The 13799-nt window shown below is 61.4% G+C and carries 11 protein-coding genes; 9 read left to right on the top strand and 2 right to left on the bottom strand.

Annotated features, from left to right (window positions below):
* The 5 genes from RSB01_RS10860 to RSB01_RS10840 form a co-directional block, all read left to right on the top strand.
* Nucleotides 1-671, top strand: a 671-nt coding sequence (locus tag RSB01_RS10860; RefSeq protein ID WP_332625454.1) for an FAD-dependent oxidoreductase, incomplete at its 5' end; no start/stop codon positions are given.
* Between the two features lie 45 nt (nt 672-716).
* Entirely contained in the window at nt 717-1139 is a 423-nt protein-coding gene (locus RSB01_RS10855; RefSeq protein WP_332590016.1) for a DUF6491 family protein, read from the top strand.
* A 142-nt stretch (nt 1140-1281) separates the two neighbouring features.
* On the top strand, nt 1282-2421 hold the full coding sequence (locus RSB01_RS10850) for an efflux RND transporter periplasmic adaptor subunit (RefSeq protein ID WP_332625453.1): 1140 nt from the start codon (nt 1282-1284) through the stop codon (nt 2419-2421).
* Between the two features lie 11 nt (nt 2422-2432).
* Nucleotides 2433-5522 carry an efflux RND transporter permease subunit gene (locus RSB01_RS10845; protein ID WP_332591683.1) on the top strand — a complete coding sequence of 1030 codons (3090 nt, stop codon included), beginning with the start codon at nt 2433-2435 and terminating at the stop codon, nt 5520-5522.
* A gap of 65 nt (nt 5523-5587) precedes the next feature.
* Complete coding sequence (locus RSB01_RS10840; protein ID WP_332591682.1) at nt 5588-6040, top strand: ASCH domain-containing protein; 453 nt, start codon at nt 5588-5590, stop codon at nt 6038-6040.
* A gap of 81 nt (nt 6041-6121) precedes the next feature.
* On the opposite strand, the gene RSB01_RS10835 is transcribed toward RSB01_RS10840, so the two are convergent.
* Together RSB01_RS10835 and nhaA are read right to left on the bottom strand one after the other, a co-directional pair.
* Nucleotides 6122-8740: a TonB-dependent receptor gene (locus RSB01_RS10835; protein WP_332625451.1), complete on the bottom strand. Its 2619-nt coding sequence runs from the start codon at nt 8738-8740 to the stop codon at nt 6122-6124.
* A 256-nt stretch (nt 8741-8996) separates the two neighbouring features.
* Nucleotides 8997-10199 (bottom strand): Na+/H+ antiporter NhaA, encoded by a 1203-nt coding sequence (nhaA, locus tag RSB01_RS10830; RefSeq protein WP_332589956.1) that lies wholly within the window; start codon nt 10197-10199, stop codon nt 8997-8999.
* Between the two features lie 378 nt (nt 10200-10577).
* Between nhaA and RSB01_RS10825 the strand changes: the two genes are divergently transcribed.
* From RSB01_RS10825 to RSB01_RS10810, 4 genes are all read left to right on the top strand, one after another.
* On the top strand, nt 10578-10970 hold the full coding sequence (locus RSB01_RS10825) for a hypothetical protein (protein WP_332589955.1): 393 nt from the start codon (nt 10578-10580) through the stop codon (nt 10968-10970).
* 60 nt (nt 10971-11030) lie between these two features.
* Nucleotides 11031-12452, top strand: coding sequence for a YdiU family protein (locus RSB01_RS10820; RefSeq protein WP_332589954.1), 1422 nt, complete (start codon nt 11031-11033; stop codon nt 12450-12452).
* Nucleotides 12453-12572: 120 nt separating this feature from the next.
* A complete protein-coding gene (locus RSB01_RS10815; protein ID WP_332589953.1) occupies nt 12573-13085 on the top strand; it encodes a DoxX family protein in 513 nt (170 codons plus the stop codon).
* Between the two features lie 265 nt (nt 13086-13350).
* The coding region (locus RSB01_RS10810; protein ID WP_332625449.1) for a TonB-dependent receptor plug domain-containing protein at nt 13351-13799 on the top strand (449 nt) is incomplete at its 3' end.

Below are 13799 nucleotides of genomic sequence, written 5' to 3'. Positions count from 1 at the left end.
GGCTGGAGATGAAAACTGCCTTTGCCCTGTCACCGGCCTCGGTCCTGCCGGTTTGGTTGGCCGATCTTCCGCTTATCACCGCCACCGTCGCCAGCTTGAAGCACACCGAGAGTGGCTGGCAGGTGCTGGCCGCCGACGGCACACAGATTACCGAGGCCGATCATGTCGTTCTGGCCGCCGGTTGGGGCAATGCAGACCTTGCCCCTCACCTGAACCTTGCCCCCGTGGCAGGGCAGGCCGACTGGAGCGAGGGCGAAGGCAGCGATGCCCATGCCGCCGCATGGGGTGGCTATAGCGTGCCGACCCGCAACGGCCTGCTTTACGGAGCCACCCATGATCGCGGTGTGACCGAGCCTGTTCCGAGCGATGCGGCGACAACCCGCAATCGCGACACCTTGCACGCCACACTGCCCGAGCGCCTGAAACAGGTCGAGCAAGGCACAGCGCAGCGCCGTGTGGCGGTTCGCGCCACCACGCCCGACCGCCTGCCGGTTTGCGGGATGCTGCAAGACGGCCTGCACATACTGGGCGGTATGGGCTCGCGCGGCTTTAGTGCCTCGCCATTATTGGCCGAGAATCTGGCCGCCACCCTGTGTGGCACGCCCTCGCCCCTGCCCGCCGACTGGGCCGCGCGTCTGTCACCGGAACGTTTCACCACCCGTTCAGTTTAAGAGACGAGAAATGCGTCGTCCTTCACGCTTCTGGAGTTCACACCGATGAACCTGAAACCCGCAAGTGCCCTTGCCGTCGTCGCTCTGGTCAGTGCCTGCGCGCCCGTCGCCGGAAACGGCTCCCAAGCCAATATGGACGGCACCTCACCGCGACAATGCTTCAACAGCTATCAGGTGCGCGGCTTTACCGCCCCCAAACGCGACACCATCCACCTGCAGGTTGACGGCAACCGCACTTTTGAGCTGGAGGCTTTCGGCGTCTGTAATGATCTGGACGATGCCTTCGGGATTGCCTTCTTGCCGGATCTGGGCATGAGCCGCGTCTGCACCGGCGACACCGCCCGCATCCTCACCCGAGGCGGCGTGGAGCCTGCAACCCCCTGCCGCGTCCGCGTCGTCAAACGCGTGGTCGTTGATCCCGCTGCCAAGCCCGCTTCGGGCAGTGCCGAAACCCGTCCTGCGGCATAATTTACATTCTCGTAATAGTATGTTGTTCCCAGTTGGTTCGCGTCAAAGAACCCGCTAGAAACGCCGGCACGGTTTCAAGTGCCGGCGTTTTTTATTGGCCGGATATCCCTACCCTTTTCTCGCCTGAGAGATCATAGATTTTATGCGCACGTTCCGCTCGTCGTCCCGCATTCTTCTGGCCACATCCTGTGTGCTCGCCCTCGGCCTTGCCGCCTGTGGCGAAGAGAAAAAACCCGAGCCGCCGTCCACAACAACGGTGAGTGCGATCACGACCACGCAGGCCAGCCTGCCGCGCATCGTCGTCGCATCCGGCACGGTCAGCGCGTGGGAAGAAGTGCCGGTGGGGGCCGAGACCGGCGGGCTGAATGCCACGGTCGTCCATGTCGACGAGGGCAGCTATGTGCGTCAGGGCCAGCCTCTGGTGCAAATGAACGATGTCCTGCTGCGCGCCCAGATGCGCCAGCAACAGGCCAATGTGCAGACCGCCGAGGCCAACGCCGCCCGTGACGATGCCGCGCTCGGACGTGCACAGGAACTGAAAGAAAAAGGCTTCCTGTCGCAAGCCTCGCTGGATCAGGCTCTGGCCAACCAGCGCGCCTCGACCGCCAATCTGGCCGCCGCCCGCGCCGGTCTGGCCGAAACGCGCACCCGTGTTGAACAGGCCATCATCCGCGCCCCTGTCTCGGGTCTGATTATCCGCCGCAGCGTCACGCGCGGCCAGATCATCGAACAGGGCTCCGAACTGTTCCGCATCGTACGCGACGGCCGTCTGGAACTGGATACCCAGGTTCCCGAAACCGACCTGCCCGCACTCGCTGCCGGACAAACGGCCCGCATCACCTCGTCGCAGGCCACACCCAGCACCGGCACCATCCGCATCGTCACCCCCGAGGTGGACGCCCAGACCCGTCTGGGTCTGGCCCGTATCAGCCTTGATCCAGCCAGCGGCCTGAAGGCCGGTATGTTCGCCCGTGCCGAGATTTCAGCCGGGACCCGCGATGCCACCGTGGTGCCCACCGCAGCTGTTCTTTATCGCAACAACAAGGCGGGCGTGTTTGTCATCGAAGCGGCGGACAAGGTGCGCTTCGTGCCGGTTACGGTGCTGATGCGCAGCGACACCCAGACCTCGGTCAGTGACCTGCCGGTCGGGGCCCGCGTGGCCGTTGAAGGCGCAGGTTTCCTGAATGACGGCGATGCCGTCACTGTGGCCCGCGCCGTCGCGTCGGCAACGCCTGCTGCGGTGCCTGCGCCTGCCGCAGCCCCCGCCGCAGCCCGTAAATAGGGGCCTGAGCGATGAACAATATTTCGTCCTGGGCGATTAAAAACCCGATCCCGATCATCCTGCTGTTCCTGCTGCTGACCATCAGTGGTCTGCTGGGCTTCAGCTCGATGCGGATCAATAACAACCCCGATATCGACTTCCCGCTGGTCAATGTCACCGCCGTGCGTCCGGGGGCCGCGCCTTCGGAAATGGAGGTGCAGGTCACCCGCGTGGTCGAAGATTCGATTGCCGGTCTGTCGGGCGTTCGCAACGTGTTTTCCAGCATCGGCGACGGTGTCTCGACCACGGTGATCGAGTTCGAACTGGGCACGGACACCGAACGCGCCACCAATGATGTGCGCAATGCCATGAGCGGTGTTCGCGCCACCCTGCCACAAGACATGCAGGAGCCGACGGTCCAGCGCATCGACATTACCGGCGATGCGCTGATCACCTATGTGGTCCGCTCGCCGACCATGTCGCCCGAGCAGATCAGTTGGTACATCGACAACAACATCTCCAAACGGCTGCTCGGTCTTGGCGGTGTGGGCGAGGTCAACCGCTCGGGCGGTGTGGACCGCGAAATCCGTGTCGAACTGGACCCGCAACGTCTGGCCTCGTACGGCGTCACCGCCGCACAGGTCAGCCAGGCCCTGACCAACGTCAATAACAACCTGCCCGGTGGCCGCGTTACGGTCGCAGGGTCCGAGCGTTCGGTTCGCACCATCGGCTCGGCCACCTCGGTCGAGCAACTGGCCAATACCCTTGTGCCGCTGGGCAATGGCCGCAGCGTGCGCCTGTCCGATCTGGGTCAGGTCGTCGACAAGTGGGGCGAGCCGCGCCGCATCGCCCGCTATAACGGCCAAGAGGCTGTGACCTTCAACTTCCTGCGCTCGCGCGAGGCCTCCGAGGTTAAGGTCGCCGAAAAGGTCCGCAAGGAAATCGAGGCCATCAATGCCGACCGCAAGGATCTGACCATCGAAGAGGTCACCTCCTCGGTCAAATATATCGAGGAATCCTATCTGGCCTCGCTGGAAGCGTTGGCGCTGGGGGCTGTGCTGGCCGTCATCGTCGTGTTCATCTTCCTGCGGGACTGGCGCGCGACTTTTATCGCCGCCACGGCCATGCCCTTGTCGCTGATCCCCACTTTTGCGTTCCTGGCCCCGATGGACCAGTCGCTGAACACCGTGACGCTACTGGCGCTGTCGCTGACCATCGGCATCCTCGTCGATGATGCCATCGTGGAAATCGAGAACATCGTGCGGCACATGCGCGATGGCAAACCGCCCTATGATGCTGCTTTCGAGGCCGCCGACGAAATCGGTCTGGCGGTTGTCGCGACCACCGGCACCATTATTGCCGTGTTTGCGCCTGTGGGCTTCATGCCCGGTATCATTGGCCAGTTCTTCAAGGCCTTTGCGCTGGCCGCCTGTATTTCGGTCTTCTTCTCGCTGGTCGTCGCCCGCACGCTGACGCCGCTGATGGCCGCCTACATGCTGAAACACACCAAGCACGAGGACAAGGATCCCAAATGGATGCCGTCCTATCTCATGGCGTTGAAATGGTGCCTTGGCCATCGCTGGCTGGTGTTTATTGCCGGTGCGGTCTTCCTCGTCGGTGCGTTTGTGAGTGCGGGCGTCGCCAAGATGTCGTTCGAGTTCATGTCGCCTGCGGACGAGTCCCGCGCCGCCTTCCAGATCGAGCTTCCGCCCGGTTCCACGCTACGCCAGACCGACGCCGTGGTGCAGCAGGTCACGCGTGTTCTCAACGGACGCGACGAGGTCATTTCTGTCTATGCGGCGATTGGCGGCCAAGAGGTCAATCAGGCCAATATCTATGCCGACATGGTGCCCAAGGGTGATCGCAAACTGTCGCAACAGGCGTTCCAGCGCGACGTCGTCGACCAGCTGAAACAGATTCCCGGCGCACGTATTCGCGCGGGCATCGCCCAGCAGGGCGGTGGCCCCGGTGACGGTACCAGCTACGAGTTCGCGCTGCTGGGTGACAATCCGGCCATCCTCGAAGAGACCGCCCGCAAGGTCGAAGCCGAGATGCGCGGCGTCAAGGGACTGGCCAATGTGATCAACACCTCGTCCATTGCGCGTCCTGAAATCATTGTTACCCCGCGCCCCGATGAAGCCGCCCTGTTGGGTGTTTCCACCGGAGCCATCTCGCAGGTGGTACGCGTCGCCACGCTGGGTGATGTCGACCAGAACCTGCCCAAATACAATCTGGGCGACCGCCAGGTACCGATCCGTCTGCAACTGACCGAAAGCGCCCGCGAGGACCTGTCGGTCATCCAGAACCTGCGCGTTCCGACCGCAAGCGGCACCTCGGTTCCGCTCAGCGCCGTGGCCGATGTCGAGTTCGGTGCCGGTCCGGCCAGTGTCAGCCGCCGCGACCGCGCCCGTCTGGTCTCGATCCGTGCCGAGCTGAACGGAACGACCACCGGCGCTGCGGCCCAGGCGGTCAAGAACCTGCCCTCGGTCAAGAATCTGCCCGATGGCGTGCGTCAGGTCGCCGCCGGTGACGAGGAGTTCATTCAGGAAATGCTGGTCGGTTTCGGCATCGCCTTCATCAGCGGCATCCTGCTGATGTATGCGGTTCTGACCCTTCTGTTCAAATCCTTCGCCTATCCGGTCACCATCATGGCCGCCCTGCCTCTGGCGATTGGCGGTGCGATCATCGGCTTGATCCTCATGGGCAAGAGCTTCTCCATGTCGGCCCTGATCGGCGTAATGATGCTGATGGGTATTGCGGCCAAGAACTCCATCCTGCTGGTGGACTATATCATCATGGCCGAACGCGGCGGGATGAGCCGCTATGAGGCCATCATGGATGCCGCCCATAAGCGGGCCCGTCCGATCCTGATGACCACATTCGCCATGGGTGCAGGCATGGTGCCGATTGCCATCGGCATCGGGGCCGATGTCGAGTTCCGCTCGCCCATGGCCGTGGCCGTACTGGGGGGTCTGATCTCTTCGACCTTCCTGTCCCTGCTCTATATTCCAGCCGTGTTCACCATCATCGACGATGTGGCCCAGTTTGCCCGCCGTGTTCTGGGGCGCATGTTTGCCGGCCAGAAACAGCATGCGGACGGCGTCACCAAGAGCAAATACTAAACACCCTGCCCTTAAAGGCCTCCGGTCTAGCCACCGGAGGCCTTTTTGTTTGTCCGGATATAACAATGACCCCATCTGCCCGCGCCCTCTGGGACCGCTATCGCGCCCTCCATCCCGATGCGCCCGAACAACCGTATGAAAGTTTCCACTTCTGCGACAATCAGCCGGACGCCGACATCTGCGCCGATCTGGTTGCGCGCGGCATCAAGCGCGCCACGGCCGCCTCGGTTGAAGAACTGAAACTGATCGATATACGACCGGCCCGCGTCGGCGATGTTTCGGTCGTGACCACATGGGATGGCGAAGCCGTCGCCATCATCGAAACCACAGAGATCGAAGTGCGCCGTCTGGGCGATGTGGACGAGGCCTTTGCCCTGCGCGAGGGCGAAGGCGACAAGACACTGGCCTGGTGGCGAAGCGCCCACGAGGCCTATTACCGCCGTGTCCTCGAAGGTACGGGCATTGCCGTGGACGATGAACTGCTCATCGTGTGCGAGCATTTCGAGCGCGTGCTCTAGGCCACCGCAAAACCTTCTACGCGCATAGAAAAGGGCGGCTGGATCACTCCAGCCGCCCAGTTTTTTGATTGCGTTACAGGATTAGTAGCGCAGGCGCAGCGTCAGACCATAGGTGCGCGGCTGACCAAGGAAGGCCGCATAGGTCTGGGTATCGCGTGCCGGATTATAGAAGCTGCCATCCGGCTGAACCGTCGTCTGGAAGGCCGAACCTTGCAGCGGCTGGTTGATGGCCACCTGCTTGTATTCGGTATCGGTGATGTTCTGGCCCCACAGTTCCAACGCCCAGCGTTCGCTCGCCGAACCGATGCTGATACGACCGTTCAGCACACCGAAACCGTCCTGCATCTTGTAAGGCAGCAGGTCCGAGCCGGTGTTGAACTCGGTCATGTATTTGCCGGTCAGGTTAAAGCCGAACTGCAGACCGTTGCCGATCTCGCGGTTGAAGGCCACCGAAGCCGTGGTCGACCATTCCGGTGCGAACGAAGCGCGCGCGCCCGGCAGCAGCGACAGTTGCGGGAAGTTGCCCGGTACCGTCAGGTCTGCGGCGGTGAAGTCGCCATACTTGGTGTCCGTATAGGTGACGCCACCCGACAGAACGAGGCCCTCCAGCGGCGTGAACCATGCGAAGTCGGCATCGACGCCGCGCGAGGTCAGCTCCGGAATGGATTCCACCACGAAGGCGGTGCCCAGGAAGGTGTTGAGCTGGAAGTCTTCGAAGGTCTGGTCGAAATAGGTCAGGTTCAACAGGACCGAACGGTTGAACAGGGTGTTCTTCAGACCGATTTCATAGCTGTCCACGGTTTCCGACGGGAACAGCAGCGAGGCGTTCGGCGTGATGCCCGTCTGCACACGGTCCATATTATAGCCGAAGGACTTGTAGCCCTTGGCATACGAACCATACAGCATGACGCTGTCATTGAACTTGTAGCTGGCCTTGATCGTGCCGCTCAGCTCGCCGTCATCGAAGGCTTCCGAGATGCGGCGGTTATTATACTGCGGGTTCGCCCACGGCAGACACATATTGCCGATAATGGTCTGGGCTGCCGGCATACCTGCCGCCACATTCCCCTGCCCCAATGCCCCTGCGAGCGCCGCTATGTTGCCAATGGCGCTGCCACAAGCCTGACCATTGGTGCCCACATTGGTTTGCAAGCCACGGAGCTTCTTCTCGTCCATCGTGTAGCGCAGACCCAGCGTCAGATCGAACTTGTCGGTCACGCGCCATGTGTTGTTGGTGAACAGGGCCACCGACTGGGTCGTCTGGGTATAGAGGTCCTGGACTGCATGGCCGGTACCGAAGCCCGGCCCCGTCGCTGCCAACGGGCCCGATGGAGCCATGCCGCCCGTGGTGACGCAGCCACCCAGCGTTTGGGCCGTTTGGCCTGGACGCGTGATACAGCCGGTCAGGTTGGGGCTGATCGGAATGGCCGGATTGGCGGCGTTAAGCGACGACGACAACAGCATCGACAGGAACGGCGTATAGTGGGCGCCGAAATAATAGCTGTCGTCACGACGGATCTGTTCACGCGTCGCGAACATGCCGAACAGCCAGTCCAGCTTGTCGGTCGCGCCGGCCAGACGGAATTCCTGCGTGATATTATCCAGCGAATAGCCGTAACCGCCGTTGTTCTCGCGGTACATGATATCCAGCGTGGAATAGTCGAGGTCCATGCCGTTGATACCTTCCCACGCGCGCCACGAGGACACGGATGTGAAGGTGGCATTCCACGACGGGATATCGATATTGGCTTCTGCCGACAGACCCATGTCTTCCATGGTCTGGCCGGTGGCGCGGTTGGAATAGGCGGTGCGGCTGAACGGCACTTCGCCGAAACCGGGCGTCGCGGGAGCGATCTGGCCGCCCAGTGCATTGACGATACCAACGGTCGGACCGACGCGAACCTGTGTGGCAACACAGCAATATTCATCGCGTTTGGTATAGTCGGCAATCAGGCGGATCGAGGCGTTTTCAGACGGCAGGATCAGCAACTGGCCGCGTGCGGTCCAGAAGTCCTGGTTCTGGTCATCGGTTTCGGTACGCGGACCGTTCCCGGTCACGACGTCATAGAAGCCGTCGCGCTTGCGGGTGCCGACATACAGACGCCCCGCCACAGTGTCGCTCAGCGGTCCGGTGACAGAGGCGGTCAGGCCCCATGCGCCGTAATTACCGGCGGTCGCTTCGAAATTGGCTTCCGGAGAGAAGGACGGTGCCTCGGAGATGATGTTGATAACGCCTGCCGAGGTGTTCTTGCCGAACAGGGTGCCTTGCGGACCCTTCAGAACCTCAATGCGGCTCAGTTCGCCAAGGTCGCCAAAGCCGACCGAGTTGCGCGAACGGTAAACGCCGTCGATCACCACGCCGACCGAGCTTTCCAGACCGGGGTTGTCACCCACCGTGCCCACGCCACGGATACGCGCCGTGGTCGAGGCTTCGGACTGGGTCGAGGTCACGGTCATGCCGGGGGTCAGGATCTGCAGATCCTTGATGTCCTTGACGCCCGCGCCATCCAGCGCGGCCTGCGACAGGGTGGTGACCACGATCGGCACTTCCTGCAGGCTCTGTTCGCGCTTCTGTGCGGTGACGATGATGTCGTCGACCGAGGTCGGTGCGTCTTGTGCCGCAGCGGCACCGGCAATGCTGAAGGCTGCCCCAAAGGCCACGGCCGACACAGTGGTACGGAGTCTGGTGTTAAATCGCATAGGTAATACGGCTCCCGGCTTGTGGCCCGACCGCATCTCGGCGACCGAGCTCGTTTCCTGTCCCAATCGGACTCCCGCTCGTTCATCGGCAGAAGTTCCATATCAAATTGGGTAAGCCAAGCCTTGGAAACCGACAATACAACGAAGTTATGCGAAGCCGGATTTACACAGCTTCGCAGACTTCTGTGGCGTGAAAGCGACACAATTCGATGACGCTAGGTCAAGGTATTTGCAGGGCTTTCAAGTTCCCGTGACTTTAATCGTCCGATTTCTTGATTCCACGACGCGACTGGCTGCGCGAAGCGGCCCCCAGAACCAGCGCCGCCACCACGGTCGACAGCAGTGATCCGCCGATCACGCCCAGCTTGACCTCGACCTGTTCCAGCGAATCGACGGCCCCCGGAAAGGCCAGAACACCGATAAACAGGCTCATGGTGAAACCGATGCCGCACAGCAGGCTGACGCCATAAAGCTGCAGCCAGGATGCCCCCGACGGGCGGTCGGCAATCTTGAGTTTGGTCGCCAGCCATGCGGCACCGAACACGCCGATCTGCTTGCCGACAAACAGACCCAGCGCAATGGCCAGAACCAGAGGGGCAAACAACTGCTCTAGCGACAGGCCTGCAAAGCTGACCCCCGCCTTGGCAAAGGCAAATACTGGCAGCACAAGAAACGCCACATAGGGGTGCAGGTCATGCATGGCATCGCGTAGCGGGCTGGCCCCAGTTTGCGCACGCGGATTGACCGGCACGATGGCTGCAAAGGCCACAGCCATCAGCGAGGTCGAAAGCCCCGACTTGACGGTCAGCCACCACATGGCTGCAAAGCCCAGCACCCAGAAGGCCGCCGCCAGACGCCGGCGCCCCAGCACCGCCATCACGGCAATCACGCCCATGGCCGCCAGCAGCGGTATCCATTGCACGCCCTGACTAAACAGAGCCGCAATCAGCAGGATCGCCCCGAGGTCATCGACAATGGCCAGCGTCAGCAGGAAGACCCGCAAGGACGAAGGCAGATTCTTGCCCACCATGGCAAACACCGCCAGCGCAAAGGCGATGTCGGTGGCCACCGGAATGGGCCATCCCTGCGAGGGGCCGCCCATCAGGCCGCTGATCGCCAGATAGACCCCGATCGGGGCCACCATCCCGCCTAGTGCCGCAATGATCGGCAGGGCCAGCTTTTTGGGATTACTCAGCTCGCCCTTGAGAATTTCGTATTTGATCTCCAACCCGACCACGAGGAAGAAGACGGCCATCAGCCCTTCCTTGATCCAGTTGGAGGTTGTCTCCACCAGCACCAGCGGGCCGATCTGGAGCGTATGCTCGGCCTTCAGCCAGCTGAAATAGTCCCCCGCCCACGGCGAGTTTGCCACCACCAGCGCCAGCAGCGCCGCAAGGCCGAGGGCCGCACCGGATGCCGCCTCCGTCTTAAGGAAGTCGAGTGTTAGTTTCTTGGCCACGTCAGAGATCCGATAATCGGTTGAACTTCATGGCGTCAGGTTATCGACGGACGCCGGACCGGATTCGCAAGGGATAATACTCCGCAAAGTATAACACCCGAACGCCAGCCTGGCACAGCAACGGACAGCCGATAAGCGTCACAGAAGCCAGTGCCTGATCTCTGCGGCTATAAATACGGCACTGGCCCGCAGGTTCAAGCCATCCTCCGAGAGAATTTCATCTCGAACTGAACCGCGCACCGAAAGCTGAGGCTGTTTGCCCTAGGATTTTGCACTTCGAAAATACCAAGCAGGGGAGGTCTAGCTTTGCCTTTAGAAATCACACGATAATGGCCGCCGAAGTTGATTTCTCTCGCCACATCTCACCTGAGTCATTTTGTGAACAAAGCTATTATCGTCGCGTGTGTATCTACGTTTGCAGTATGCGCCCCTATATCTGCGCAAGCTGGTGATCCATACGAAACCAAAGAAGCCACGGATTGGGTGGATTGCCTTCGCAACTATGCTGATCGACACTCCCCTTCTTCGGTTGATGCGGAGACGATCGCTACAGGTGCAGTGGGAAATTGCCGCTCCCATGACCACGCCGTTCTGGAGCTCGCCTCAAAGCGCCCTACCGCACTTCGCTTCATTCTGGGCCCGCTGACGCGTGAAGAGCGCAATGATGTGCGCGAAGACCATGAAAGACTGCGCCAAGGTTTACGCGAACAAATCATTGCGTACGTTCTTGAGAACCGCCTGGAAGCTGGCACCACACCGTCTTTACCCTAAGCGTTTAGATCACAGCCAAAGACGGTTGCGAAATCGGCTGCGATGGCCCATCTGCGGCAAATGCCCGTAAATGATACCTACCGCCCCGATCCCCGCTTTGCCCAACTGGGCGCCGAATATGGCGAGACGGTAGGTGCCGCCGACTTTCCCAAAACCGTCCTGCGGCTGCGCCATGACCGCGCCGCCGCCGAGGTCGGTCTGGACACGTTGAGCGACGACGAATGGTTGAACCATTTCGGGCGTTTTGCGCCCCTGCCCGGCCAGCCCGAGCCGATTGCCATGGCCTATCACGGCCACCAGTTCCGCGTGTACAATCCGCAGATCGGTGACGGGCGCGGCTTCCTCGCCGCCCAGCTGCGCGACGGCGCAGACCGTTTACTAGATCTTGGGACTAAAGGGTCGGGCTTAACGCCGTTCTCCCGTCATGCGGATGGCCGTTTGACGCTGAAAGGCGGTATGCGCGAGGCGCTGGCGGCGGCCATGCTGGAGAGCCTTGGCGTGCCGACATGCCGTATCCTGTCGCTGGTGGAAACCGGCGAGGCTCTGGAGCGCGGGGACGAGCCGTCGCCGACCCGCTCGGCGGTCATGGTGCGGCTGTCGCACAGCCATATCCGCTTTGGCACCTTCCAGCGCGCTGCCTATCACGGTCGCCGCGACCAGTTGAACACCCTGCTGGAACATGCCCGCAGTACCTATTATCCGCAGCTGGCACAGGGCGATGCCGCTGCCTTCCTGCACGCGGTTGTACAGGCGCAGGCCAAACTATGCGCCCGCTGGGTGGCCGCCGGTTTTGTGCATGGCGTGCTGAACACCGACAATCTGAACGTGACGGGCGAGAGCTTCGATTACGGGCCATGGCGCTTCTTGCCGCATTACGAGCCGGGCTTTACCGCTGCCTATTTCGACCATGACGGCCTTTATGCCTTTGCCCGTCAGCCCGAAGCCGTGTTCTGGAACCTGACGCAGCTGGCCGGATGCCTGAAACTGATTGCCGAACCCGACGGTCTGGTCACGGCCCTGAACGGCTTTGGTCCGGCCTATATCCGCGAGTTGCGCGCCGCCTTCCTGATGCGTCTGGGCGTGAAGTCGGTGGGTGAAGCGGCCGACCAGCGCCTGCTGGACTGCACGCTGGCCCTGCTTCGTGAAAAGGGCGAGGCCCTTCGCTGGGAGCCACTCTTCTTTGACTGGTTCGGCGGTTTCTCATCGGCCGCCCGCGCTCTCGGGGGGCCGCGCGGCAAGGTCTATCAGGGCGAAGCCTTTGATGCCTTCCGCTATGCACTGCTGGAACACGAGCCGGATCGTGCCGAGCGTCTGGAGCACCCGATGTTCCGTAAGGCCGAACCCGAAGAAATGCTGATCGACGAGGTCGAGGCCCTGTGGGACGCCATTGCCGACACGGATGACTGGCAACCGCTTTATGACAAGCTGGCCCGCCTGGAAGCGGCCCGTGAAGCTTGGGATTTTGCAACAGTTCCGCAGTAAACCCGACTTCGTTCACATCGTGTGACAGTTTTTGGGCTTAACCATTGCAAAAGATGATAACAGACCCCAGCTGCTATTTAGCAACCAAATCTGTTACCATATTCTCCCCCACGTGCCCCCATGACGGATCAAACCGTACCTCTCACCCTCCGGTCCAAACTGAAGTCAGGCCTGCAAAAAGCGGCCTGTAACCAGACGCACACTGCGAACGGCCAACCGGCCATGGCCCCGCGCCAGTTGCGCGTGCGCGCCATCTGGACCAATGCCATGCTGTGGACGTTTCAGGGCTGGCTGGCGATGTTCTATGCCGGTGCCAGCTTTGCCAAGCTGACCGCGCCGCCCAAACATCTGGCCATCCTGCTGGGCTGGGCCGAGCATGTACCGCAGCAGTTTGTTATGGCCGTCGGTGCGATCGAGGCTGCGCTGGCGATCGGCATGCTGGTGCCGATTATCGGCTGGACCATCGGCAAGCCCGTCCTGACCTATAGCGCCCTTGGCCTGCTAGCGATCCAGAGCGTCGTTGCCGGGTACCATCTGGCCAGTCTGGACATTATGGCTGTGGTTCTGAACCTGATCCTGATGGCCATGACCGCGTCGATCCTGATTTTCAAATGTGCGCGCAACGTCGCCTGATCGGGCAACGGCATACACATCTAGCCCCCCGGCCCTGACCACGACCTGAACGCTCACCGCTTTGCCTCGACGAGGCATGAAGGCGGTGGGCGTTTTGAATTTTGGCACTCTTTGCGCCATCCCTGCAATGCGTTGCGAATGCGCCACGAAGAACAGGAGAACGACAAAGGCGAAACCAATGTTCTGCCACATGCGTATTATTTGTTGACTATCGCTACGCAAATGCCATCGTTATCCCAATAATATACAAATGGGGAGTAGACTGATGGTACCTAAGCGTCATGTATATGCTTCGTTCGGGCTGATGCTCGGCGCAAGCACCCTGGCCCTCGCGGGCGCTGCCATGGCGCAGGACACACAGGGACAATCCTCCACCCAGCTGGGCGAGATCGTCGTAACCGCCCAGAAACGTGCGCAAAATCTGCAAGAAGTTCCGGTCGCCATCACCGCTTTGAACGCCGAGATGGTCGAGCAGCTTGCGATTACGGATGCCCGTGACATCAGTGGCATGGCCCCCAACGTGACCATCATGCAGGGCACCACCAGCAACTCGGCAGCCGTCATTTCGATGCGCGGCATCTCGAACGGCGGCAGTGAGTCCTTCGGTCTGGACAGTGCCAACGGTCTTTATGTCGATGGTGTCTATATCGGTCGTTCGGGTGCTGCAGCGCTGGACGTGATGGACATCGAGCGCATCGAGGTCCTGCGCGGCCC

This window comes from Brevundimonas sp. (assembly GCF_036659295.1).
GTDB lineage: Bacteria > Pseudomonadota > Alphaproteobacteria > Caulobacterales > Caulobacteraceae > Brevundimonas.
This window is presented reverse-complemented; position numbering and strand designations above follow the sequence as displayed.

What these genes read in the sequence shown, in the direction of transcription:
- RSB01_RS10835 (WP_332625451.1), bottom strand. Translation starts at nt 8,740, where the DNA reads ATGCGATTTAACACCAGACTCCGTACCACTGTGTCGGCCGTGGCCTTT.
- RSB01_RS10845 (WP_332591683.1), top strand. Translation starts at nt 2,433, where the DNA reads ATGAACAATATTTCGTCCTGGGCGATTAAAAACCCGATCCCGATCATC.
- RSB01_RS10840 (WP_332591682.1), top strand. Translation starts at nt 5,588, where the DNA reads ATGACCCCATCTGCCCGCGCCCTCTGGGACCGCTATCGCGCCCTCCAT.
- RSB01_RS10815 (WP_332589953.1), top strand. Translation starts at nt 12,573, where the DNA reads ATGACGGATCAAACCGTACCTCTCACCCTCCGGTCCAAACTGAAGTCA.
- RSB01_RS10820 (WP_332589954.1), top strand. Translation starts at nt 11,031, where the DNA reads ATGCCCGTAAATGATACCTACCGCCCCGATCCCCGCTTTGCCCAACTG.
- RSB01_RS10850 (WP_332625453.1), top strand. Translation starts at nt 1,282, where the DNA reads ATGCGCACGTTCCGCTCGTCGTCCCGCATTCTTCTGGCCACATCCTGT.
- RSB01_RS10855 (WP_332590016.1), top strand. Translation starts at nt 717, where the DNA reads ATGAACCTGAAACCCGCAAGTGCCCTTGCCGTCGTCGCTCTGGTCAGT.